General features: G+C 44.3%; 23 protein-coding genes. 14 read left to right on the top strand and 9 right to left on the bottom strand.

Features of this window, described 5'->3' with window-relative positions; translation table 11 throughout:
• Window positions 1–111 precede the first annotated feature (111 nt).
• The 3 genes from GJB59_RS11000 (at window position 112) to GJB59_RS11010 (ending at window position 2,392) form a co-directional block, all read left to right on the top strand.
• A complete protein-coding gene (locus GJB59_RS11000; protein WP_142827289.1) occupies window positions 112–1,080 on the top strand; it encodes a ring-cleaving dioxygenase in 969 nt (322 codons plus the stop codon).
• Between the two features lie 18 nt (window positions 1,081–1,098).
• Window positions 1,099–1,380 carry a GNAT family N-acetyltransferase gene (locus tag GJB59_RS11005; protein ID WP_142827288.1) on the top strand — a complete coding sequence of 94 codons (282 nt, stop codon included), beginning with the start codon at window positions 1,099–1,101 and terminating at the stop codon, window positions 1,378–1,380.
• Between the two features lie 406 nt (window positions 1,381–1,786).
• A complete protein-coding gene (locus GJB59_RS11010) occupies window positions 1,787–2,392 on the top strand; it encodes a DUF4064 domain-containing protein (RefSeq protein WP_142827287.1) in 606 nt (201 codons plus the stop codon).
• Window positions 2,393–2,476: 84 nt separating this feature from the next.
• Here the strand turns inward: GJB59_RS11010 and GJB59_RS11015 are convergent, their stop codons facing one another.
• On the bottom strand, window positions 2,477–2,968 hold the full coding sequence (locus tag GJB59_RS11015) for a GNAT family N-acetyltransferase (protein WP_142827286.1): 492 nt from the start codon (window positions 2,966–2,968) through the stop codon (window positions 2,477–2,479).
• A 95-nt stretch (window positions 2,969–3,063) separates the two neighbouring features.
• Between GJB59_RS11015 and GJB59_RS11020 the strand changes: the two genes are divergently transcribed.
• Window positions 3,064–3,516, top strand: a complete 453-nt coding sequence (locus GJB59_RS11020) for a GNAT family N-acetyltransferase (RefSeq protein ID WP_142827285.1) — start codon at window positions 3,064–3,066, stop codon at window positions 3,514–3,516.
• Window positions 3,517–3,603: 87 nt separating this feature from the next.
• The gene (locus tag GJB59_RS11025; protein ID WP_142827284.1) at window positions 3,604–3,996 is read left to right on the top strand and encodes a YbyB family protein; all 393 of its coding nucleotides are present in this window, start codon (window positions 3,604–3,606) and stop codon (window positions 3,994–3,996) included.
• 39 nt (window positions 3,997–4,035) lie between these two features.
• On the opposite strand, the gene GJB59_RS11030 is transcribed toward GJB59_RS11025, so the two are convergent.
• Window positions 4,036–5,166 carry an MFS transporter gene (locus GJB59_RS11030; protein ID WP_142827283.1) on the bottom strand — a complete coding sequence of 377 codons (1,131 nt, stop codon included), beginning with the start codon at window positions 5,164–5,166 and terminating at the stop codon, window positions 4,036–4,038.
• 104 nt (window positions 5,167–5,270) lie between these two features.
• Between GJB59_RS11030 and GJB59_RS11035 the strand changes: the two genes are divergently transcribed.
• The 5 genes from GJB59_RS11035 to GJB59_RS11055 all read left to right on the top strand — a co-directional run bounded on the left by GJB59_RS11035 (window position 5,271) and on the right by GJB59_RS11055 (window position 9,843).
• Window positions 5,271–6,167, top strand: coding sequence for a diacylglycerol/lipid kinase family protein (locus tag GJB59_RS11035; RefSeq protein WP_142827282.1), 897 nt, complete (start codon window positions 5,271–5,273; stop codon window positions 6,165–6,167).
• Between the two features lie 346 nt (window positions 6,168–6,513).
• Entirely contained in the window at window positions 6,514–7,299 is a 786-nt protein-coding gene (locus tag GJB59_RS11040; protein WP_142827281.1) for a helix-turn-helix domain-containing protein, read from the top strand.
• A 274-nt stretch (window positions 7,300–7,573) separates the two neighbouring features.
• On the top strand, window positions 7,574–8,353 hold the full coding sequence (yidC, locus tag GJB59_RS11045) for a membrane protein insertase YidC (RefSeq protein WP_142827280.1): 780 nt from the start codon (window positions 7,574–7,576) through the stop codon (window positions 8,351–8,353).
• 57 nt (window positions 8,354–8,410) lie between these two features.
• Entirely contained in the window at window positions 8,411–8,650 is a 240-nt protein-coding gene (locus GJB59_RS11050) for a hypothetical protein (RefSeq protein WP_236015628.1), read from the top strand.
• Window positions 8,651–9,018: 368 nt separating this feature from the next.
• A complete protein-coding gene (locus tag GJB59_RS11055; protein WP_425325249.1) occupies window positions 9,019–9,843 on the top strand; it encodes a M15 family metallopeptidase in 825 nt (274 codons plus the stop codon).
• An 86-nt stretch (window positions 9,844–9,929) separates the two neighbouring features.
• Here GJB59_RS11055 and cls read toward each other — a convergent pair whose 3' ends face one another.
• The 5 genes from cls to GJB59_RS11080 all read right to left on the bottom strand — a co-directional run bounded on the left by cls (window position 9,930) and on the right by GJB59_RS11080 (window position 15,628).
• Complete coding sequence (gene cls / locus GJB59_RS11060) at window positions 9,930–11,387, bottom strand: cardiolipin synthase (protein WP_142827278.1); 1,458 nt, start codon at window positions 11,385–11,387, stop codon at window positions 9,930–9,932.
• A 274-nt stretch (window positions 11,388–11,661) separates the two neighbouring features.
• Window positions 11,662–12,492: a squalene/phytoene synthase family protein gene (locus GJB59_RS11065; RefSeq protein ID WP_142827277.1), complete on the bottom strand. Its 831-nt coding sequence runs from the start codon at window positions 12,490–12,492 to the stop codon at window positions 11,662–11,664.
• 187 nt (window positions 12,493–12,679) lie between these two features.
• Window positions 12,680–13,381 (bottom strand): HAD-IIB family hydrolase, encoded by a 702-nt coding sequence (locus tag GJB59_RS11070; protein WP_142827276.1) that lies wholly within the window; start codon window positions 13,379–13,381, stop codon window positions 12,680–12,682.
• A complete protein-coding gene (locus GJB59_RS11075; protein WP_142827275.1) occupies window positions 13,344–14,606 on the bottom strand; it encodes a glycosyltransferase in 1,263 nt (420 codons plus the stop codon). Before GJB59_RS11075 ends, GJB59_RS11070 begins: the two co-directional genes overlap by 38 nt.
• A gap of 176 nt (window positions 14,607–14,782) precedes the next feature.
• Window positions 14,783–15,628: an MBL fold metallo-hydrolase gene (locus tag GJB59_RS11080; RefSeq protein ID WP_142827274.1), complete on the bottom strand. Its 846-nt coding sequence runs from the start codon at window positions 15,626–15,628 to the stop codon at window positions 14,783–14,785.
• Window positions 15,629–15,793: 165 nt separating this feature from the next.
• Between GJB59_RS11080 and GJB59_RS11085 the strand changes: the two genes are divergently transcribed.
• Both GJB59_RS11085 and GJB59_RS11090 read left to right on the top strand, forming a co-directional pair.
• The gene (locus GJB59_RS11085) at window positions 15,794–16,909 is read left to right on the top strand and encodes an NAD(P)/FAD-dependent oxidoreductase (RefSeq protein WP_142827273.1); all 1,116 of its coding nucleotides are present in this window, start codon (window positions 15,794–15,796) and stop codon (window positions 16,907–16,909) included.
• Between the two features lie 15 nt (window positions 16,910–16,924).
• Complete coding sequence (locus GJB59_RS11090) at window positions 16,925–18,457, top strand: GNAT family N-acetyltransferase (RefSeq protein WP_142827272.1); 1,533 nt, start codon at window positions 16,925–16,927, stop codon at window positions 18,455–18,457.
• 32 nt (window positions 18,458–18,489) lie between these two features.
• Here GJB59_RS11090 and GJB59_RS11095 read toward each other — a convergent pair whose 3' ends face one another.
• Window positions 18,490–19,713: a helix-turn-helix domain-containing protein gene (locus GJB59_RS11095; RefSeq protein ID WP_142827271.1), complete on the bottom strand. Its 1,224-nt coding sequence runs from the start codon at window positions 19,711–19,713 to the stop codon at window positions 18,490–18,492.
• Window positions 19,714–19,827: 114 nt separating this feature from the next.
• Here GJB59_RS11095 and GJB59_RS11100 point away from each other — a divergent pair, with 114 nt between their 5' ends.
• Window positions 19,828–21,120 (top strand): MFS transporter, encoded by a 1,293-nt coding sequence (locus tag GJB59_RS11100; protein ID WP_142827270.1) that lies wholly within the window; start codon window positions 19,828–19,830, stop codon window positions 21,118–21,120.
• A 162-nt stretch (window positions 21,121–21,282) separates the two neighbouring features.
• A complete protein-coding gene (locus GJB59_RS11105) occupies window positions 21,283–21,594 on the top strand; it encodes a DUF5658 family protein (protein WP_142827269.1) in 312 nt (103 codons plus the stop codon).
• 75 nt (window positions 21,595–21,669) lie between these two features.
• On the opposite strand, the gene GJB59_RS11110 is transcribed toward GJB59_RS11105, so the two are convergent.
• Window positions 21,670–22,851, bottom strand: a complete 1,182-nt coding sequence (locus GJB59_RS11110) for an MFS transporter (RefSeq protein ID WP_142827268.1) — start codon at window positions 22,849–22,851, stop codon at window positions 21,670–21,672.
• Window positions 22,852–22,910 lie beyond the last annotated feature (59 nt).

The following is a 22,910-nucleotide window of genomic DNA, read 5'->3' on the forward strand; positions in this document are numbered from 1 at the left end:
CTTTAGGGTTTGCTTGCTTTTTTACTGGAGTTTAATGGCTTGCGCACACGAAAAGACAGTGATAATATGGAATTAATATCTCGAATTCAAGATAAATAGGAGGAAATAACAATGAAATTAGAAGGAATTCACCATGTCTCAGCTTTGACAGCCAATGCCGATGCCAATCATGATTTTTTTACACGGATACTGGGAATGCGCCTAGTCAAAAAAAGCGTAAATCAGGACAATCCATCTTCCTATCATTTGTTTTATGCTGATGCTGTCGGAACGCCGGGTACTGACATGACATACTTCGATATACCGATGGCGGGGCGCACGCATCCCGGTGTTTCAAGCATCAGCAACACGGCATTCCGTGTGAAAAGCGAAAAAGCGCTGGATTATTGGATCGCGCGCTTTGCTGAATTGCAAGTCCCGCATGGCAGCATTGAGCAGCGTTTCAACCGTTCGACTTTAACATTTCAGGATTTCGAGGGCTCGAGATTAATGCTGGTTGTCGATGATGGCACCGGCATTGAATATGGAGTACCTTGGGACAAAGCAGGGATTCCGGAAGAATTTGCGATTGTTGGTTTGGGGCCTGTCCGTTTGACAGTCCGAAAAAGCGACAAAACAGCATCCGTTTTGACAGACATTATGGGCTTTGAACAAGTTGGGGACTATCCGTCTACTGTAGAGGGGCAAAAAGATATTTTGGTCTTTTCAACAGGAAAAGGAGGACCTGCTGGCGAAATACACTTAGAAGAACGTTCAGACCTTCCGCCGGAGCGTCCCGGAAGAGGAAGCGTCCACCATGTTGCGTTCCGTGTAAAGACGTACGAAGATTACAGCAAGTGGGACGATTATTTGCGGTCGAATGGTTTTGTAACTTCGGGTGAGGTCGACCGTTATTACTTTAAGGCAATTTATTTCCGTGAGCCCAATGGGATTCTCTTTGAATTATCGACAGATGAGCCCGGCTTTGCAACGGACGAATCGATGGATGCTTTGGGTGAAGAGCTGGCATTGCCGCCATTTCTTGAGCCGAAACGCGCTCAAATCGAAGCATCTCTTCGGCCATTAAGCATCAACAAGTGAATAGGAGGAGAATAGAGTATGGATTTTAAATTAATTGAATTGGGCAGCGACGAGTTTGCTTACCGTCTGGAAGAAGAGGGCAAAGTCACAGCAGAAATCACCTGGACCGAGCTGGCGAATGTTATGGTCATTGAGCACACCTTTGTCGATGAATCGATGCGCAACCAAGGGTTGGCGAAAAAACTTCTGGACCGTGCAGCAGACTATGCACGCGAACACGATTATAAAATGGAGCCAGTCTGCTCTTACGCCGTAACGGCATTTGACCGCTATAAAGAATACGACGACGTCAAAATATAGAAACGCTTTATGCAGTGAGGAGTTTCTTCCGGCTATATAAAAACCGAATATTGAACACACAAAAAGCAATCCGCTGTCAGTCGAGTGGATTGCTTTTGCTAATGAAAAAGTATGTAGTTGATCATTCGGTACCTCCGTTTTAGATGCTTGTGATAAAGAAGACGATTGCTGTTAAAACTGAAGCTCCTCCGATGCCGTACAAAAAATCTGCTTGGTTAAAAATTATATTTTTTTCCATTATTTAGAACCCCTTTCAAATGTTTGATATTAGTAATTTACCCCACTTTCAAGTTTCTAAACAGGTTTTATTAATTTTATTACGGGAACAGTGTAATATAAGTAACCAAATTCTTACTTATACGTATACAATTAAGAGATTGAAAGTCTAAAGGAAGAGGTGGTTTGAATGAATCAAGAGACAGTGAACAGAGCGGGAGAAAAAGTGCTCGGCATTATCGGCATCATTTTTAATATTTTAGCAATCGCATTAATCGGCTTTGCAATGGCAAGCTATGCGAACGTTCAGGGCACACCTGAATTCCAACAGTTTATAGAAGATGAAATCATGTCAGATCCTGCATTTTCGACCCCAGAAGAAGCACAGATGGTCATTGACATGATGTCATCAAGCTTTAGCGTAGTAGGATGGGTGCTGATTGCACTATTGGTATTAAGTACAATTTTGGCTATTATCGCCCTAATCAATCTCCGTAAAAACAAAAAGGCATCGACTGCAGGCGTCCTGTTTATCCTAGCTGGTTTGTTTGCGGGAATATTATCTTTAACGTCTATTCTTTTCTATATCGCTGCCATTATGTGTTTTGTCCGCAAGCCGCGTACACAAAACAATCAAAACACACGTGATGATGATTTTAAGTATCAGGAAGATCAGCTTCGCCGCAAAGAAGAATCAGTGCGCCGCGACGATACCACAACACGACGCGAAGATGAAATACGCCGTGATGATACAACAACCCGCAATGATGATGATACGCCTTACCGTCCGCTATAAGGTGTGTCAGTAAGCATAAAAGACGTTCAGGCTGGAAGTGCCTGAACGTCTTTTATAATGTTTTTTCCCCAAAAAAGAAACTGCCTATAAGGCAGCTTCTTTCAAATGATAAACGTATTTAGCCGTTTGCAAAGGATGGCCTTCGAATAATTCTTCGAATTCCTCCAAAAATTTAAAACCGTTGGCTTCATAGAAGTTTCGGCCTTTTGTATTTTCGCTTTCTACATAGACAAATAGTTGATTGCCGTTAAGCAGGTAGCTCAAGCCGCTGTTCAGCAATTGCTTGCCGTAGCCGGAGCGTTGAAATTCCGGTTTCATATAAATGGCAATTAGCTCTGCATCGCCATCTTCATCCACCTTCGTAAAGTTAGCGAAGCCAACGGGCTGGCCTTCATGTTCCGCAAGCAATATAATCGTTCTTTTTAAACGCATTTCCATCATCGGAATAGAATATGATTTTTCCAAAAAGCTTTGTTGGATTGTAGAGGGAATGATGCCGGCATATGTATCATTCCAGCTAATCTTAGCAATCTCCTGTACAGATGTGATATCTGCGGATGTAACGGTTCTAATCATGCAATCACCTCTGAAATTCTTTCTGCAATCATATCAAAAAAAGCGTTCAATAGCCACTAATGTGGAATAATAGAACCAAAAGGAGGATGTAAGATATGAACTGGAATACCTACCAATTTGACGAATTAGCAGCAAGAAAATTATATGAGGTGTTAAAGCTGCGTGTGGATGTATTTGTAGTCGAGCAAAACTGCCCTTACCCAGAGCTTGGCGATTTAGACCAACAGTCGATTCATTTAGTTTACAGTGAGGATGACGAGGTACTGGCCTATGCCCGTTTAGTGCCGGCTGACGTGAAATATGAGCTGCCTTCTATTGGCAGAGTCATAGTCCGTAAAGATGCCAGAGGACGCGGATTGGCAAAAGAACTGCTGGAGAAAAGCATTGAGTACATCTTCAAAGAATGGAATGCCCCTTCGATTCAATTGCAGGGACAGGTCTATCTCCAGGAATTTTATCAATCTTTTGGATTTGAGCCGGTGTCGGACAGCTATGATGAAGATGGCATACCCCATGTGGACATGAAATTAACGTACAGCAAAATGTAATACTTTTGACATATAAAAAAGGATTAGCATTATGAGAAAAAGGGTAATTATTAAATATTAAACAAAACTGATGAAGGAGTGCTGCAAATGGCAAGAGGAAGAGGTCTTTTATTAGCAGGATTGGCTGCTGGAGCATATGCGTATTTTAAAAATCCTGAAAACCGTGAAAAAGCCACAAAGGCTTTCAATGATACGAAAGTGAAGGTGAATTCTTACATGGAATCACAAAACCTTGATAAAGATGGCAGCCCCACCTCGAAAACGGCTGACACACCAAGCACTACAGAAAAACGTGAAGACAAAATGGTTGCAGAAGGCGGAGCTTCAGCAAGCGTTCAGTATTACAATGAGCAGCAGCAAAAAAAGCATGACAAAGAAAAAGGCGATGTGAAGCTTTCATCAAACGATAACAGCAGCGAGAAATCTGAAAACACAACTTCAGCTGCACCAGAAAACAAAATCGGTACAGATAATCTATAAGTAAAAAGGATGGTCCAGGACCATCCTTTTTACTGCCTACTATTTTTTATTAAAAGTCATTACATTGAGCAGAGCGACGAGCAGCAACAGTGAGCCACTGACGATAAACCCTTGATCGGGGCTTAAAGCAAATGCTCCTGTAACGCTTGAGCCGGCTACGACGCCGATGGAGAAAAAGGCGTAGAAATAACCGTATGCTCGGCCTCGGGAGACAGGATTCGTCGAATCAATCAAGATGGAATTGATCGAAGGAAAGAGCAAGGCGAAACCCAGCCCATAAGTACACATGCTGGCATACAGCAGCAGTTCAACCGATGCAGTGCTCAGGAAGAACAGGGAAAGTCCCATTGCTGCAAATCCGGCGATCAGAGTATAGATGGGTTTGGCGGCATCAAAAATTCGATTGACCGGAAGCAGGAAAACAAGAATTGCCGAAATTCCGAAAGTGCTGAGCAGCAATCCGCTGAGTTGTGAATCCAGTCCGAGCCCTTCAACTTTCAGGGGAAGCATATAAGCCAGGACTCCCTGTGAAAACATCAGAAAAAAAGCGCCGGAAAACGAACGGAGTAATCCACGGTTCTTTAAGATATCCATGAAAGGGGCAGCCTCTTTAACAACTTTATCTTTTTTTATGGCAGACTGCCTCAATGTGAAAAATGCGGCTATACCAATCAGCAAAATTATTGTTCCTGTCAATACCATGGTTTGCGGAACGTCATTGCGGCTTGTATAAATGGCTCCATAAGCCGGACCAAGAATTGCGGCCAAGCCGACAAAGGCTCCTGACAATGCCGCGCCTTTTCCGCGTTTTGCGGATTCAGTGCGATTGGCCAGGTAAGTAAAAGCTGCCGGAACGGTCAGCCCTGCTGCCAGGCCGTGAAGAAACCTGACAGCAAGCAGACTGTATGGCCCATCAATTGCGGAATAGGCAAATAAGGTCATGCTTGTCGACAATAGGCCAATGACTAAAATGGCAAAGGGTCCTTTTCGATCTGAAAAAATACCGGAAATTATGTTTCCGAAGGTATTGGACAATGAGTACATGCCGACTGCCAATCCGGCGATAAAGGGACTGGCCCCTAAAGTCATCGCATAGGTGCTCATGATGGGAAGTTGGGCAAACAGGTCAAAAAAGGCAAAAAAGATAATAATATATATGAAAAGGCGCAAGACAGTTCCTACTTTCTTGGATAAATCGCAGTTTCTTGGATTTATTCACACTGATCTACGGGTAAAGATAGTTATGGCTGTATTATAACATCGGAGGTCTGATGATGAAAAAAGCAATGTTTATATTAAATCCATCTTCTGGAAAAGAGCGCGCTGCGGAATATCGTGAGGACGTAGAAAAGATGCTTGCTTCAATGGGGTATGAAGTGGATACGCGAGAAACACAAAAAGCAAAAGATGCGACCCATTTTGCAGCAGAAGCCTGTGAAAAAGAATACGATTTTGTTGTCGCCATGGGCGGCGACGGTACCATAAACGAGGCGGTATCCGGTTTAGCCGAACAGCCGCACCAGCCATTGTTTTCGTTGATTCCGCTTGGCACTGTGAATGACTTTGCACGGGCGTTGGGAATATCACTGGATCCGTCGGAAGCAATCGAAGCTCTTAAAACGGGCTATGAAAAACGGGTGGATATCGCCAAAGTCGGTGACCATTTCTTTATGAATATACTGGCAATCGGGGATATAGCAGAGTCGACTTATGACGTTGATCCGGATTTGAAAACCAAATTGGGTGCTTTAGCCTATTTTGTCGAAGGTATAAAAGCCATTACGGCAGATACAGAAACCTATTTTGAAATCGAGCATGATCATGGAACATGGTCTGGAGAAGCGAAACTGGTGCTGGTTGCGCTGACTAACTCTGTTGGCGGGTTTGAAAAGTTAGCGCCGGAAGCTTTGACTGATGATGGCTTGCTGCATTTGTATATTGTGAAAAACGCAGCTTTGCCAGGTTTTATTCGGATTGCGACGTCGGTTATAAGAGGAAAGCTGGAGGAAGATCCTTCAGTGGAGGCAGTCCATACCACAAGAGTATCGATTAAAACCAATGAACCTTTGTCCTGCAACATAGATGGTGACGAAGGCTGTACAACTCCTTTCGTGATCGAAGTATTGCCGCGGCATGTGAGGGCGCTAATTCCACCTGACAAAGAAGAATAACAACATCATAGTTTATCAACTGGATTTTAGCTGGTAAACTTTGAAATCCACTTTTATGCCAAACAGGAATTTAAAGCACACTGTCTGTTTTCAGAAGTTTGTTTTACATTCCTGTTAAAATTGAGTTTCATCTATCAAAATGAAACCTTTTTAAAACTAATACGTTATATATAGTATAAATTTTGTATTAAAACGTTACAGATGGCATAAGATGCAGTTTTAACGAGTAGAGCAAATTACACAAAAAAATTACAAAATTAGCAGCTTAACTCTATTATTTTAGGTTATTTCAGTATATAGTTGAAACATTGCTGCAAAAACTTGTAAAAAGAAAGACGGGGAAACGATGAATATTATTACAGCACCATCTATTCAAGAAACTATTTCAAAAATCTTTATGAACGAAACAGAAAATTTAAACCAAATTGAAGGGTTGGATAAATTTTTTGAAATTGAAACACAGTTAATGTATGAGATTCACCACCTGGAAAAAGAGCGGGCAAAAGAGACGTTAAGAGAATTGATCGACATGCTTTCACTTCGTTCGGAAAAAGACATTATCCGTTCTATCCGCAACTATTACATCATCCTGTCTTCTGTCATGGCACGCAAACTTTACGAGATGCGTGTACCCCCTAAAAAAGCATTTGCTTTCAACTCAGCTTGTGTGGAATTAGTGGACAAGCACATGAACGATTCAGAATTTATGTTTGTAGCTGATGAACTGATCGAGTTCTTTGTATCGATTATTTCTGAGCGCAAGCAGCCTTCTTTTGGCCACCAAACAGTCAATAAAGTTGTGATCTACATTAATGATGAAGTAGAGCGCGATTTATCAGTCGAGGAAATTGCGAAGCATTTCAGTATTTCGACAAGCCATTTGTCCCGGATCTTCAGAGAGCATGCCGGCATTACTCTTGTTGAATACTTGAACGTCCGCCGTGTTGAAGAATCGCAATACTATCTTCGCCACTCAGACAAAGGCATTTCTGATATTTCCAAGCAGTTTCACTTCTGCAACCAAAGCTATTTTACGCGGATCTTCAAGAAATACACAGCCGTCACGCCAAAGCAATTCCGTGACAGCCAGCATATTCCATATTTCCGCTACACATTGCCGAATGCCAAGTAAGGAGAAGAAATTCTCCTTTTTTTCTTGTTCATTTTTCATTTAAATCAAACTGAGTTTAATGGACTCAACAAACAGTCTTTTGGCTTTGGGAAATGCTGTCTAGCCCGTTGCTAAAACAAAGTGGGGCGGTAAATCAGCGGTCTCTCCTGTAATATGGAAAGCCGTAATTTTGTCACAAAAATTAAAAAAACCTCTCGTGTTCTATACATGGATTGAATTTTGCTGCGCTTATCGTTATACTTCTTAGTAGTTGAAAAAGGTGAAGGTGACTAAATTGAAAAAGAAAATTACATTATTAATGATGATGGCTGTTGCTGCTGTTTTACTGAGTGGCTGTGCAGCTGTTGAAAACAAAGAAGGAATTTTTTATACCATCTTTGTAAAGCCATTTGATATTTCATTGGATTATTTAGGAGGATTGTTTGGCGGCAGTTATGGTATGGCCATTGTTGTCATTACGATCATTATCCGCCTAGTTTTAATGCCTTTTATGCTGCGCACATATAAACGCCAGCAAGGTATGAAAGTCAAGATGGATAAAATGCGCCCTGAAATGGAAGATATTCAGAAGCGTTTGAAAGAAACAAAAGATAAAGAAGAACAGATGAAATTGCAGCAGGAAATGATGGGCCTTTACAAGAAGCATGAAGTAAACCCGCTGAATATGGGCTGTTTGCCTGTCATTATCCAAATGCCGATCATCATGGGCCTTTATTTCGCCATTCTGTACTCGCCAGACGTTCGTTCTCATGAATTCCTTTGGTTTAATCTGGGATCACCGGATGTCATTATGACCTTAATTGCTGGGGCAGTGTATTTCTTCCAGGCCAAAGTGTCGTTATGGACTATGCCTGAACAGCAGCAAAAACAGATGAAATTGTTTGTCTACATTTCACCTATCATGATCATGTTCATCTCGTTTACATCGATGGCCGCGTTGCCGGTTTACTGGGCAGTCGGAGGGATCTTGTTGATTATCCAAACCTTCATTGGCCGTAAGTTTTATTCAAACCATCCGGAAATAGCACTTGAATCAGTAGAAGATAAAAAATAATGATGAAGAGCCGGCAAATATTGCCGGCTTTCTTTTTTGGGGGATGCTTACGTGAACATGAAAATTTTGCAGGGAATTGGAATTGCCCTTTTAAGCGTTACGGCTTTAACGTTCTTAATATTCGGCTACCTGGAAGTTGCTGTACTGTTTATGACGTTGCTGTTCGTACTGACAAACAGCTTCCGCTACCGGCATATGAAGGCGCAAGGCATGCACCGGGAAGCCAAATGGATGCTGGGCATGAGCGTTATTTTCGGGATTTTGTTCTTTGTCGTACTGTCGACTATATTAATATAGAAATGAAAAACAGCACAATCTCATTTAATGAGATTGTGCTGTTTTTGTATATTCGTACTTTTCTTTCATTCGTTCTTCAAGCAGTGTATCCAACTGGTTCATCAAAGCCTGGATATCACGTTCTGTTATACGATCCAATATTTCCACTCCCTATGTGTTTATACTTATTTATTCGGAAAAAGCATAGGAAATGTGGGGGTCGTTTTGAACATGGATAATCTGGTTTAATACATTTGAAAATAGGAGTATCGTTTTTGGATTTTGTGAAGATGCAGAATAAACCTTCAAGAAAATACTGCTCGTGGAAGAAGAAATTCGGCAACAAGAATGGTAGAATAATAAAGAAGTTGACAGAAGGAAGGCTTGGCATGAAGTTTATGGAGAAGCTAAAACAAAAAGACAAAAAGTTCTATATAAAATGGATGGTGATTAGTGTGTCAGCAATTATGGCTGCTCTGGCAGCTGCATGGTTTTACATACATGACTGGGACGTTCAGCAAAGCATGAAAGCATTGGCAGAGGCTGTGGCAATTGAAGAGCCTGCTACAGAAGCGCCAAAAGAGGAAGTCGCAGTGCCGGCCGAACCTGTAGAGCCGGAAACACCGGAAGAAGAGCCTGCAGCAGAAGAGGCGCCTGATGCAACCGTTTATCCGGAAAACAGTGAACTGCCCGCGGAACCGACTTTGATCAATGGCGTGCTGCTTGCGAACAAACAGCATCCATTGCCTGAAACTTATGCACCCGGGGAAGTGCCGGAAGCGCGAACCGCTTTTGAAGCGATGAAAGCTGCCGCAGCCAAAGAGGGCCTTAATCTTTCAGCGTTCAGTACGTATCGCGACTTTGCACGGCAAAAACAATTGTACGAAGGCTATGTAGCCAAAGATGGCCAACAAGCGGCAGACCGATACAGCGCACGCCCTGGCTATTCAGAACATCAGACGGGTCTAGCGTTTGATATCGGTGAAACGGGACAGGAACAGCATTGGGCATCGGCATCCTTTGGTGATACCGAAGGCGGCAAATGGCTGGCAGCAAATGCCCATGAATATGGATTTATCTTGCGCTATCCTGAAGGCGGTGAACAGATCACCGGCTATATGCATGAATCCTGGCATTTCCGTTATGTCGGCAAAGACGTTGCCGCAGAAGTTTATGAAAAAGGCATTACACTGGAAGAATATTTAGGAATTTAAGAAAGCAAAAAACGTCTCCATTTTTTCGGAGACGTTTTTCTATGGGGAAATAAGTGGTTATTCATGTTTGGCGAAAATTCTTATTTTTACAAGATAGGTGCCAACAGACGGGCAATGGATTCTTTGGTTTTAATCATTCGGGTGCGTTCCAAATACATTTCATAAGTCAATTCAGTCGAAAGCTTCATATCCTGATGGAATAGTTCTGCGAGATCGCTGGATACTTGCTCATCATAGATAAAGGCATTGACTTCGAAATTCAGTTTAAAACTTCTGACATCGATGTTGGCTGTTCCGACGGTAGCTGCTTTATTGTCTGTCACAATCATTTTTGTATGCAGGAAGCCGTTGTCGTAGATAAAAACCCGAGCTCCTGCTCTTAGCATCTGTCCTGCATATGAATAGGTGGCCCAGTAAACAAACGGGTGGTCCGGTTTGTTGGGAATCATGATGCGTACATCGATGCCCGACAAAGCAGCAATGCGAATCGCATCATAAAAACTGGCGTCTGGAATAAAATAAGGAGTCTGTATGTAAATATAGTCTTTAGCCAGGTTGATCAGTTTCAGGTAGCCATCTTTAATCTGTTCCCATTCTTCGTCGGGGCCACTGGAAACAATTTGCATGGAGGTGCTTCCTCTGGCTGGCTTGAGGGGGAAGAAAAATTCATCGTACTCAATATCGTGGTGTGCAGAAGCCTGATTCCAATCCAGAATAAAGCGTGTCTGCAAAGGATGCAATGCACTGCCTTCGATGCGCAGGTGGGTGTCCCGCCAATAACCGAACTTTCGGCTTAGCCCAATGTATTCATCACCTACGTTGAACCCGCCGATATAGCCAACTTGGCCGTCAATCACGACAATTTTTCGGTGGTTCCGGTAATTCAATCGAGGATTGATAATCGGCAAAATAGAAGGGAAGAAGGTTTCAACTTCTCCCCCTGCTGCCACGAGTTCCTTGAAATGGCGTTTGCTTAAACTTCGCGAGCCCATATCGTCGTAAAGCAAACGCACTTTGACACCTTCTTTAGCTTTTTCGGTCAGGGCGTCGACAATCCGTGTGCCCAGTTCATCCAATCGGAAAATATAGTATTGCATATGAATGTGGTTCGTGGCATTTTCAATATCTTCAATGAGCGAATTAAATTTCACGCGTCCATCATTGAAAATTTGGATGCTGTTGTCTTGTGTCAGCAATGCACCATTATTCCGCAGGGGCAGGTAAATCAAATCTTTGTAGTTTTTTGTATGGGCATCTTGAAATTTGAAATTACCATCATGCAATTCGTTCATTTGATGACCAATCAGGCTTTCTATGCCGATTCGTTTACTGGTGCTTTCCCATTTGAAAAGCGTTTTTTTGCGCAATTGTCTGCCCAAAAGCAAGTAAATAAAGAAACCCAGAATAGGGATGAAAAATAAAACCAGCAGCCATGCCCATGTTGAAGAAGCATCCCTTCTTTCGAGAAAAACGAGAGCTGCAGCCAGGACAATATTGAATATGAAAATAGCGGCAGTGAAAACACTGAAAATGGTCACAGTCATGAGGATTCTCCTAACATATAGTTCTTGTGTAAGCTGAGTTAAAGAAACCAACTTTTCTCTATCATTTCAATCGCTTAGCCTTCTCCATGTTATGGGAAAAGTTTTTCTTTAACTTTGAAGCTTGCGCACCAGATTCTATAGAGCTTGCTGCGGAATTCCAAGAAGTGATTTACTGGTTCAGCTTCTATCTTATTAAAAATTCCTATATTATACAAATGATGTACAGCAATTCAAAAAAAACCGGCCTCTCGGAAAAGCTAAGGCCGGAAAAAAATTAACTTAAGCGCTCTTCTTGTTTCAATTGCTCGACGATGCCTTCCACTTCCTGTCGGCTCATCTTTTCTTTCCCTGACTTTAATGCTTTTAAAGTACTGTGGGCTAGAGCCAATGGAACTTTGCAGAACATCAAAATCCGCTTGTTCTTGATCGGTTTAACGTACAAATCGGCTTTTGCCAAATTATCTTTGGCATAATTGAACATATCTTCACGTGTCCAGCCTTCCGGTACAAATGTCACACCCCGCTCAAAATCTTCGTCGTAATTTCGCAGCATGTTGACTGCCTGCAGCCCGCGGCCGAAGGCGATGGCATGATCGGGATCGGTTTCGGTGCCGTCATACCAATGCCAGATGTCTGACAGCATGGTGCCGACAAGGCCTGCCACATAATACGTATATTCATCCAGATCTTTTTTGGTTTTGATAACCCAATCTTTTTCCACCCATTTGGACATGCCGCCGGCCATGATGGCAGTAGACTCCATCACTTTTCCTTTAATGTCTTCAGGGCATACGCTGATCCAGTCAGCCAGGCGCATCGTGACAGGAGGCAGAAACTGTTCGTAAGGAGTGACAAGTTCTAAATAGCGCGCCTCATCAAAATCAGTAGCCAGCATCTGCTGTATACTGCTCAGCAGAGTGATTTTCACTTGATCATCCAGCTCTGGGTGATCTTCAATTTCATCAATCGCCCGCATACAAAGGTAGGCAGAGCCGACAGTTTTCTTTAAAGTAGGTTCCAAAAAGCTGATTGGGATGAAAAAGGTCCGGCTTGTTTCTTTTAGCATAACCAGGGACTCTTTTTGTAGATTCGAAACTTTGCTCATCTCAATTTCCTCCTGTTGTGGATTGACGTTAACTGGCTTTATGTATAAAAACTTCCCGAATATAAAATAGCTTCCTACTAAATATAAACCATATAAGCAAAAAAACAAACGATTACCCTGCAAGCTTTTCGATTGAACAATAAAACAATCCCCTTGAACAAATTTTTATGCTCAAAGGGGATAGGTGTCAATCTGTATAGAAATGGTTCCATGCTTCGTGGATACCGCCGGCATATTTTTGTTTGGCCCGGTAAATAGAAGGATGTTCAGCTTGTTCAAGCAGCTCGGGCTGTGCATTTCCAACAATGACCGAAGGAAAGCCCATGGTGAGCATCTCCACATCGTTGCCGGAATCACCTGCTACTAATAATTTCGCATCGGCCAGGCTGTACTTATCCAGAATATACTGGAGAGCCTGCCCTTTGCCACTTCCCGCGGGGAGAATGTCGACATCCCTGCCGCCGCTGTAAACCAGTTTGTGTGGGATGCCGGCTGTATTCAACGCTGAGCCGAAAGCTTCCACGACAGCGGCATCAGAAGCAAAATAGGAACAGCGATTCGTAATCGGCAGTTTTTGGGAAGCGAGTCCTGATATCCGGCTGGCAACCAAATCGATTTTCTCGGGATTCCAGGATTGTTCCAGGCGCCTTGTCCATTCCCAATCCTGCTGCAGCTGATCGCCTATGTAAATGCCGGTTCCCACATCTGTAATCAGCACGTGGGGAACCGGTAAATTTTCTTCTGTGATAAGAGATAAAGCGGACTGATAATGGCGTCCTGTAATATAAATCAGTGAAACCTGATAGGGTTGGCTGTCATAGAAATCCAACAGCGCTTTTAAACTGCTGGCATTACCGACCAGTGTTCCGTCCAAATCTGTTGCTAACAAATGCGTTGCTCCGTGCACTAATGATCACCTCATACAATGAATTTATGCGAGTGGAAATGGAATCCCAATCAAAGTCTTTGCGGGCGATTTGCACCGCTTGGCGGCTTAAACGTTCCGTTAACAGCGTATTCGCTGACAAGACTTCCATTGCAATTGCCAGGTCGATTTCGTTTTTCGTTTCAACGAGCAGGCCAGTGATGCCATCCTGAACAACGTTCTTGAGCCCGCCGACATCTGACGCAATGATGGGACTGCCGCAAGCCTGGGCTTCTGCAGCAACCATTCCAAATGATTCATAGAAACTTGGGACAATTGTTGCCGTAGCTGAATTGAATAATAGGGCAAGCTCATCTTGAGATTGTGGTCCTAAAAACTCGACCCGATCCTCGATGCCTCTAACGGCTTCACGCAACTTTTCATCTTTTGGAAGTTTGGTTTCGAAATCTATGGATTCTGCATCTCCGCCTGCAATCACTAGATGTGGAGTGTTGGAAGGGCCTGTTTTTTCTGCCAGCAATTGAAAAGCTTTGAGTAAAGTGAAAATACCCTTAGTCACTTCTAATCTTCCAGCAAAAACAAAGAGAGGATTGCTGTAGCCGAATTTCTTTCGTAAATGCGTTCGGTTGCCGCGCACTTTAAATGCTTGGTCTACTCCGATGGGGATAACTTTGATGGGAGAAGGAGAATCAACAAAAGTTTTGATCAATTGTTTTTCATTATTGGTGGTAGCCAATACCTGATCAGCATTTTTTAAAATCGCTTTTTCAGCGTTTATTCGGCGCTGGTCATGGACGCCTGTTGCTTTTTCTTTTGCCCACGCGAGTGAATGTGCTGTGTGTACGTATGGCAGACCAAAGTCTTTTTTCAACTTTTTGCCGATTAGGCCTGAGAGCCAATAATGGGTATGGACGATATCATAGGATTCAAGATTCATCGTACTTTTCATTTCCTCATAAAAGGCAGGAAGCATAGAGTACATTTCATCTTTTGAAACAAATCCTCTGTGTCCCGCTTCCAGTCTGATAACACGGCATGCGGTTCCGAATGTTTCTATTTGGGGAGCGGAAGAGTCGCACCAATGTGTGGCGACGTCAACTTGCCATCCTTTATCTTCCAATGCAAGTGCTAATTGTTTTACGTAATTATTTTGGCCACCCGCTTGTTTGCCACCGAGTTTAGCTAAAGGATCACCATGATCCGAAATAAATAATGCTTTCTTACTCATCAAAGCTCAACTCCTTATTTAGACTTACTAAATTTCCTGATAAAAGCAGAGACTGCTTTATTTGTTTACCCGTATCCAGAAAAGGTTAAACATTTAGTTGTGGATTTTTTTCGAATTATATGAAATCAGCAAAAAACAGCGGCAGGACCGTCCGCTGTTTTTGCTGATTGCTTCGCCTATTTTGTATGGACGTATTTTCCATAAGCGGGTACAGCAGTGGTTTGGAAGTTCTCAGCGAGATCGACTAGCCCTTTGGCAAGCAGGGCTCCTGTCATCGGTTTGCCGTGTCCGGTTGCCGCAATGGAAGGCTGAAGATCAGCCAGTTTGCAAACGGATTCCCAAGCAGCACGCCAGTTGGTGGTCAAGTAGACAGGTGGGCCATGTATTTCTTTTTTCTGGCGCAAGACTTTGTAAAGTGAATCCTGTTTTACCGTAACAAAAGCATCTCCTGCAATCAAAATGCGTCCTTGCTCCCGGAACAGCGAGATGTGGCCATCTGAATGGCCTGGCGTGTGGATCCATTTCCAGCCTGCCATTTCCGGTACACTGCCGTCTGAAGGCAACTCATGGATATGTGCAGTGATGTCGATGGCTTGGGTAGGGAAAATTTTTGACATTTTCGCTACCATGCCTCCTTCAACGGAAGTATCGGGCTCTGGATAATCTGTTATGCCTTTCAAATATGAGAATTCCAGCGGATGTGCGTAGACCGGAACTTTGTGTTGCTCGAGAATATCGATCAACCCGCCCACATGGTCAAAATGGCCGTGCGTCAAAATGATGGCCTTTAGTTGATGGTCGGGGCCAAAACGGTTTTCGGCCGCTTTGAGAATCTTTTTTGCGGAACGTGGCATGCCGGCATCGACCAATACCCACTCGTTGCTGATATTGGGATTTCCGATAAAGAAGACATTTGCCACTTGCACGGTATAGCAATATACGTCAGGAGCTATTTCAGTTCCAGACCCGCTTCGAATAGATGTCATGGGTAAAATGTTTTCGGTTGCTGTGCTTCTTTCCATAAACCTGATTCCTCCTCTAGTAAACTTCCGTTAATTTCCTAATATAACTTTACCCCAAATTTCAAATCTGAATCCGCTGACTGTAAAATTTATGGAATCAGTTTGAGTCTCTCTGCGGTCTGGATTAGAATAGAGGCACAAGACTTTGTGAAACTGGGTGTAAAAATGAAATCATTGATTATTATCGGTTCAGGAATTTTAGGAGCTTCTGCGGCTTACCATGCAGCAAAAGCGGGGGCATCCGTCGTATTGATAGACCGGGGCGACAAAGGGCAGGCGACGGGAGCGGCAGCCGGAATCGTCTGTCCATGGATTTCGCAGCGGAGAAATAAAGCCTGGTACGGATTGGCAAAAAACGGCGCCAAGTATTATCCGGAATTGATCCGTGAGCTTGAGGCGTTGGGTGAAACAGACACGGGCTACAAACAAGTCGGCATTGTCAGTATCCACGAAGACAGCAAACTCGATAAAATGGAGCAGAAGGCATATGAGCGCCGCCTGGATGCACCTGAAATGGGGGACATCAAGCGATTGACATCAGAGGAAACAAGAGCGCTTTTTCCGTTTGCGACAGAAGAATACGGGTCGTTATGGGTCAGTGGGGCTGCTCGTGTCGATGGCCAGGCCATTCGCGACGCTTTAATTTCAGCGGCGGTAAAGCTTGGAGCGAAATGCCTGATGGGCAATGCCGAATTGCTGATTGAGAATTCGCAGGTCATTGGCGTTGATATAGATGGAGAACATCTGGTGGCAGATCGGGTTGTCTCAACAGGAGGCGCCTGGGCTGCAGAATTGTTCAAGCCTTTAGGATTGGATTTGGATATTGTGCCGCAGAAAGCCCAAATTCTTCATTTGCAGGCAGAAGGGCAGGTGACCGGAAGATGGCCGGTTGCAATGGTCCCTTATGGCCAATACATCGTTCCTTTTGATGACGGCAGGATTGTCGCCGGAGCGACGCACGAAAACGGTGCTGGCTTTGATGACAAACTGACAGCGTATGGGGTTCACCACATTCTAAACAAAACCCTGGAAGCGGCACCTGGACTTGGGAAAGCGGAGATAGCAGGTGCGGCAACAGGCTTTCGTCCAGCAACAACGAGTGCCCTGCCATTTATCGGGCAGGTTCCGGGACAACCAAACTTCTTTGCAGCAAACGGGCTCGGAGCTTCAGGGCTGACTGCCGGCCCTTATCTTGGCGGACAGCTGGCAAAACTCGTGCTCGGGGAACCTGTCGAGATCGATTTAAGTCTTTATCAAGTAGAAGATGCATTTAAAAGTTGAAGGGGGCGGACAGCTGTGTATTGGTGCAAAATTGCCCGGACAAAAAAGGAATTTGATGAAATAGCGCGCTTGAACTACGAGACATTTGTCGAAGAAATTCCTCAACATCAGGCAGATGCCAGTAGCATGCGCACTGATCCTTTTCATGGGCAGAATACCTACTTGATTGTGCTGTCGGGGATGGATGTAGTGGGCATGATTGCGTTGCGGTCTGAACGTCCTTTTTCCCTGGATCTGAAAATCGGGAAAGTGGAAAGTTTTCTGCCGGATGTAGTCAGGATCTGCGAAATCCGTCTGCTGGCTGTCCGCAAAGCGCATCGCAATGGCCGTGTCTTTTTTCTTTTAGCGCGCGCCTTATCCGATTATTGCCTGGAACAAGGCTTCGAAGCTGCAATTATTTCCGGAACAACACGGCAATTGAAACTGTATGGCCAATTAGGGTTTCAGCCGTTTGCCGATCCGGTAGGTGAGGGCGAGGCAGTGTTCGTCCCGATGGTTGTGACGCGCCGTCAATACAGCGATTCTGTAGCGGCGAGGCTGCAGACAAAACGCCGTCTGTTCGTGCCTGGCCCTGTTATTTTGGCAGCGCAACTTGCAGCGCCATTTCAGGAACCGCCCATTTCCCATCGATCGGTGGCTTTTCAGGAAATTCGTCAGGAAGTGGACCGCCTCCTTTACGGGATGGCTGAATCCACTCCTTATTTGTTGGCGGGCAGCGGAACTTTAGCCAATGAAGCGATGCTTGCGCAAATCCAGCGGTTGGACTCTAAAGGACTGATTTTGGTGAATGGCGAATTTGGCAGGAGGCTGGTCAATCAAGCAGACCGCCTTGGGTTAGACTATGTGGTGGAAAGCACTTCGTGGGGCGAGGCTTTTGATATTGAAAAAATCGTCTCAAAGCTGGAAACAGGAAATTATAACTGGGTGCTTATGGTCCATGGCGAAACTTCGACCGGCCAACTAAATGATTTTCGTGAATTAACTGAGATCTGTTTGCAGCAGGGGATCCGCTTATGCCTGGACTGCATCAGCAGTTTTGGAGCGCTGCCATTTTCCTTGAGAGGGGTTTGGCTGGCAACCGCTGCAAGCGGCAAGGCGGTGGGAACGATGAGCGGGATCGCTATTGTCTTTGCGCATCATAAAATCATACCGGATAACAAGTTGCCTAGCTATTTGGATCTGGGGCTATATTCGGCGAACATTCCTTTTACATTCCCCTCGAGTTTGTTGGAGAGCTTGAAGCGAGCCTTAAACACATACCCGGAGCGTTATGGGCTGTTGGATAAGCGCTTTAAACAGTTACAGGAAGATACGGAAGATTGGCCATCGCTGTCAGCTGGCTATCCGACATCCCGGACTTTTAAGACGGCAGCAGAAAATCGTTTTCTTTTTCAGGACGCCCATCTGTCGGGATTCGAACTCCATGCAGCGAGCGGCTATTTGAAAGACCGTGCACTTTTTCAAATCTCCTGCATCCAGCCTGAATTTGAAAAGGACTGGCAGCAGTTCTTGGATTTTTATAAAATTTATCAGCATTATCATGCATAGCAAAAGCCCGCCAGACTAATGGCGGGCTTTTGCTATGCAGTCACTTGTTTGTAAACGTCTAGAATGAATGTTTTGTATGGCAAATCAGGCATGGGTTCAATCAGGTTTTTAGCGATCGTGGCATGCTTTACGGCGAGTTCACTGTTGCCGAGCTTCATATAAATCATTGCCATGTATGCATCCTTTTCGTAGTGCATGGACAAATCGTAAGGGTGATGAAGAAACTCCCACAGTGTGTGCTTTTTCAGCCATTCCAATGCTTCCTCCAACTGCCCCAACCCATACAAGGCTTTGCCTTTTTCCAATGCGAACAAAAAGATTTTATCTTCCTGATGCTTCTCCAAATTCTTCTCAATCAATGCATCAGCTGCCTTATAGTCATGCGCAAAAGAATTCAAGTAATGAATTTCTATGGCATCTGCGATAGCTTTGATTTCTTTGCTATCGGTAAAGTCAGCAAATAGGCGAAGCTTGGAAATATAGTGATCTTTGCTTGCTCTATCCCCATTCAAAACTGCCTGGAAGCCGGCGAGGCGATAAAGTGCGTCAATGCGGTAAAACAGCTGCTTCTTTTTGGAAAAATCGATAGCGTCCTCCATCAGCCGTTTGGAGCTATCCGTATCTCCAACCGCCGAATAGAGGATGGACTCATAATAGTCGAAATCCAGTTTTTTTAACGGGTCTAAAATCCCGGTGCGCTCTTTAAAAACATTTCTCGATGCTTGGATCATATCCAAGGCTTCGCTGTATCGATGCTCGGTGAAAGCCATCATCGCTCTGAAAATATGGAGATCCGCACTTTGGTTGATCATGTGCAGGTTTTCGTAAATTTCCTCCGCCTTTTCTAAAGGTCCCAGCCAGCCATCCTGTTTGGTGTGGTAGCTGCAACGGCTGTAAATTTCGAGAAGCCGTGCGGACTCATAGCGGAAAGGAAGCTTGTCGATATAAGGTTTTATTTTACGGGCAATTTCTTTGTATTTCACAATCAGTTCATCACTGATCATTTCCTGCGTATAAAGCTGCTCGATCTTTTCCAGTAAGTTTCTCAATTCATTGGTCGGGATATCTTCGAGCAGCTCATTGCGATCCACCGCCAGTCGCTCTGCTATATAAGAAAGACTTTCCATTGAAGGGTTTGCTTTATTATTTTCTATCAAACTCAACATGCCTTTAGTCAGTTGATCGCCTGCTAAAGCTTGCAGCGTCAAGCCCTTTTGTTTGCGCAAATCTTTGATGCGTTCGCCTAAAGTGGCCATGCCATCACCGATCCTTTCCTTAGTTTAATTATATTAAACTTTATCTTGCAACGCCAGTTTTTCTGTGTTATATTTTGTTTAATTAAATTAAACTTTCACTGGAGGAGTGAAATCATGCAGGAAGCAGTACGCATCAAACGGGCAACCTATCACCTGTACACGTTTACGGCCAGCAAGTTGATATCTACATTCGGCAGCTCTGTTTATGCATTTGGCATCAGTTTATACGTATTGGCATTGACCGGTTCAGCCGCAAGTTTTGCGATTAACCTGATCTGCAGCATATTGCCAAGATCTTTACTCGCACCATTTGCCGGATACGCTGCGGATAAGTATTCAAAAAAAGCAATCGTCATCCTGTCTCAACTGGCAAGCATGCTTGCAGTAGCGGGCTTGCTGGTGTTTGGTCTGACAAACGGTTTGTCGCTAACAGCCATTTATACAACGACCGCACTGCTGTCAGTCAGTTCGATGTTTACCGGTGTCACGTTTTCTTCTTCGATCGCCAACCTCATTGATCCGGATCGCATTCAACGGGCAATGGGCTTTAACCAGTCGGCCATTTCGATTGCTGCGATAGGCGGGCCGGTGGTTGGCGGCATTCTCTTCGGATTTGTGTCGATGAACGTGTTTTTAGGGATTCAAGTCGCTGCCTATGCTATTGCAGTGCTGTTGGAGTCGACGATGAACTTCCGGCTGTTTACAGCGCGCGCCGAAAATGCGGCAGGTGAAATGAAAAAGACGATGCTGACAGAGATGAAAGAAGGATTTTCTTATTTGAAATCCAACCGGGTCATCATGGTCATTGTGACAACTGCCATCGGCATCAACTTCTTTTTTTCTTCATTGATGATTGGCTTGCCATTTATCGCTGTACAGCAATTGCGGGTGGAAGCGACGCATTTTGGGATGATTGAAGCAATGATTGCGGTGGGTATGCTGGCGGCTTCCATTTATTTTTCTGTCAGCAAAGAAGTGAAGTTTCCTTTGCAGTTTGCCAAAAGAGGGATCTTGGCAATGTCCGTGCTTCTTGCAGGAATGGGTGTTCCGCTCGTTATCGGCATGTCTTATGCTGCAGCCGTTGTTTACTTCCTGTTGCTCATGCTGGTGTTTGGGATTACCAACGTCTGTGTCAACACGCCGATTGGTGTCATGATGCAGAAGGATGTCGAGGAAGAATACCGCGGCCGCGTATTTGGGATTTTGGAGTCGATGGCAATGGCCATGATGCCGCTCGGTTATTTGCTGTTTGGCTTGCTTTACGACTTAGTGCCAGCAGAATATATCGTAGGCGCAAGCAGCCTTTGCCTAATTGCCCTGACCAGCTATTTGATGCGGCCATCTGTTTTAGAAGAAGCGCATCCTGAGCTTCAAAAAGCCATTTTGAACAATCCGGAAACTCTGTAACTCAGAGTTTCCGGATTTTTTAATGGAATTCACACTCGATTAACATCCAAATAAAAATAATGTATGAAAAAATACCTGATTTTCTTGTCTTAAAATTTTAATTTTTGGGTAATCCATTACTAAGTACACATGACTGATCCTATGAGGGTGTGGCATAAGAGAATGGAAAAGCATAAGGCACCGTTAAAGAAACATGTCTGGAGTTTAGCTATCTTGAATTTCCTTGATGGGCTGTTAACGTATGTAGGCCTTCTATTTGGTGCCATAACTGAAGCGAATCCATTATTGGCATCCCTTTCTCCATTGGCTCTTTTAGCGACAAAACTTTTCTTATCGCTTTGTCTTTTTGCCTTTTTATACACACCTTTTGTCTGGGTCCAGTCCCGCAGTTGGCGTTATGCCTTTATTGGCGTCAACACGCTGTACACGCTCATTTTGCTGTTGCACGTATTTTGGCTGACTCTTTACTTGTAAAGCAAGGGAGCTTTATATTTTTTGTATAAAAAGGCATCGCTGAGCGCGATGCCTTTAAAGTTGAGCTTATAATTTTCATACAGAAGAACTGGGTTCTTCAGCCGTTCGCAAGGTTTTAGTGGAAGCTTTATAGAGCAGGATCAGCAGGATGCTGGCAATCGCTAAAGCGGCCGATAAAAAATAGATGCTGCCTGCTTGCATCGTCAGCAGCCATGTAAACGTCAATGGCCCGATGATGCGGCCAAGGTTGTCCATTGAATACGTCATGCCGGCAGCTGTCCCGTATTTGCCGCCAGATTCTTTAGAGGTCAGCGACACCAAGGCAGTTCGTGCCAAGGCATTGCCGGCAGTAAAGATGCTGAGGGCGACACCGGCAAAAATCAGGCTGCTGGTAAAGGGCAGGATCACTAAACCGAGAGCTGTAACAATTTGCGCACCGATGATCCATTTTGTTTCGGCGCCATCTTTGATGCGGCGGACAACGCCGCCCTGAATTGCAGCGTCTACAAGTCCACTGGCTATAAATAAGTAGCCGAGCTGAAGCGGTGTAATTTCAATTTGATCGATTTGGAACAGTTGGAAAGTTGATTCCAATCCGGCGAGCAGGAAAGTCACCATAAAGGAAAACAGGAACAAATACCGGATGCGGAATTGCCAAAGTGTGCTTGAGCCTTTTGGCAAAAGCGCACGTTTCACTGCTTCGCCTTTTCGGACAGGTTCTTTTAAAACAAGGCTTGCGTAGCCCATCAACAGCAGAACGAGAACTGCAGATACCGTGAACGGCAGAGAGAGTGATACTGAACCGAGCAATCCGCCAATGGCAGGTCCAAAAATAAATCCAAGGCCAATCGACATGCCGAGAAGCCCCATGTATTTATTGCGTTCGTCATTTGTTGTGATGTCTGCCACGTATCCTGTTACAGCGGTGTAAAGTGCACCGGAGAACAAGCCGCCGACAATGCGCGAAAGGTATAGCAGTGCCAAGTTATCGAGGAACAGCGAAAACAGGAAGAAACTTAAGCTGAATCCGGCCAAACCGACAAGGATCAGTTTCTTGCGGCCCGTTTTGTCCGAAAGCTTTCCCCATAGCGGGGCGGTGAAAAAAGAAGACAGCGCATAGATGGTGATCAGGCCGCCAACGTGGATTTCCGAATAGCCTTGCTGAACAACGACTTCAGGTAAAATAGGGATGATAATGCCAAATCCCAAGTAGACGAAAAATTGGACAGACATCAGCAGTAAAATGGTTTTTTTCATAAGAAGAGGTTCCTGCTTTCTCAAAAGAATATGCCCTTATTTTACTCTTGTTTCATCTA

Source organism: Planococcus soli (assembly GCF_016881065.1).
In the GTDB taxonomy this organism is placed as follows: Bacteria; Bacillota; Bacilli; order Bacillales_A; family Planococcaceae; genus Planococcus; species Planococcus soli.

Excerpts from the sequence above, each read along its gene's own strand:
- GJB59_RS11000 (WP_142827289.1), top strand. The coding sequence starts at position 112 with ATGAAATTAGAAGGAATTCACCATGTCTCAGCTTTGACAGCCAATGCC.
- GJB59_RS11005 (WP_142827288.1), top strand. The coding sequence starts at position 1,099 with ATGGATTTTAAATTAATTGAATTGGGCAGCGACGAGTTTGCTTACCGT.
- GJB59_RS11010 (WP_142827287.1), top strand. The coding sequence starts at position 1,787 with ATGAATCAAGAGACAGTGAACAGAGCGGGAGAAAAAGTGCTCGGCATT.
- GJB59_RS11015 (WP_142827286.1), bottom strand. The coding sequence starts at position 2,968 with ATGATTAGAACCGTTACATCCGCAGATATCACATCTGTACAGGAGATT.
- GJB59_RS11020 (WP_142827285.1), top strand. The coding sequence starts at position 3,064 with ATGAACTGGAATACCTACCAATTTGACGAATTAGCAGCAAGAAAATTA.
- GJB59_RS11025 (WP_142827284.1), top strand. The coding sequence starts at position 3,604 with ATGGCAAGAGGAAGAGGTCTTTTATTAGCAGGATTGGCTGCTGGAGCA.
- GJB59_RS11035 (WP_142827282.1), top strand. The coding sequence starts at position 5,271 with ATGAAAAAAGCAATGTTTATATTAAATCCATCTTCTGGAAAAGAGCGC.
- GJB59_RS11040 (WP_142827281.1), top strand. The coding sequence starts at position 6,514 with ATGAATATTATTACAGCACCATCTATTCAAGAAACTATTTCAAAAATC.
- GJB59_RS11050 (WP_236015628.1), top strand. The coding sequence starts at position 8,411 with ATGAAAATTTTGCAGGGAATTGGAATTGCCCTTTTAAGCGTTACGGCT.
- GJB59_RS11055 (WP_425325249.1), top strand. The coding sequence starts at position 9,019 with ATGAAGTTTATGGAGAAGCTAAAACAAAAAGACAAAAAGTTCTATATA.
- cls (WP_142827278.1), bottom strand. The coding sequence starts at position 11,387 with ATGACTGTGACCATTTTCAGTGTTTTCACTGCCGCTATTTTCATATTC.
- GJB59_RS11065 (WP_142827277.1), bottom strand. The coding sequence starts at position 12,492 with ATGAGCAAAGTTTCGAATCTACAAAAAGAGTCCCTGGTTATGCTAAAA.
- GJB59_RS11075 (WP_142827275.1), bottom strand. The coding sequence starts at position 14,606 with ATGAGTAAGAAAGCATTATTTATTTCGGATCATGGTGATCCTTTAGCT.
- GJB59_RS11080 (WP_142827274.1), bottom strand. The coding sequence starts at position 15,628 with ATGGAAAGAAGCACAGCAACCGAAAACATTTTACCCATGACATCTATT.
- GJB59_RS11085 (WP_142827273.1), top strand. The coding sequence starts at position 15,794 with ATGAAATCATTGATTATTATCGGTTCAGGAATTTTAGGAGCTTCTGCG.
- GJB59_RS11095 (WP_142827271.1), bottom strand. The coding sequence starts at position 19,713 with ATGGCCACTTTAGGCGAACGCATCAAAGATTTGCGCAAACAAAAGGGC.
- GJB59_RS11100 (WP_142827270.1), top strand. The coding sequence starts at position 19,828 with ATGCAGGAAGCAGTACGCATCAAACGGGCAACCTATCACCTGTACACG.
- GJB59_RS11105 (WP_142827269.1), top strand. The coding sequence starts at position 21,283 with ATGGAAAAGCATAAGGCACCGTTAAAGAAACATGTCTGGAGTTTAGCT.
- GJB59_RS11110 (WP_142827268.1), bottom strand. The coding sequence starts at position 22,851 with ATGAAAAAAACCATTTTACTGCTGATGTCTGTCCAATTTTTCGTCTAC.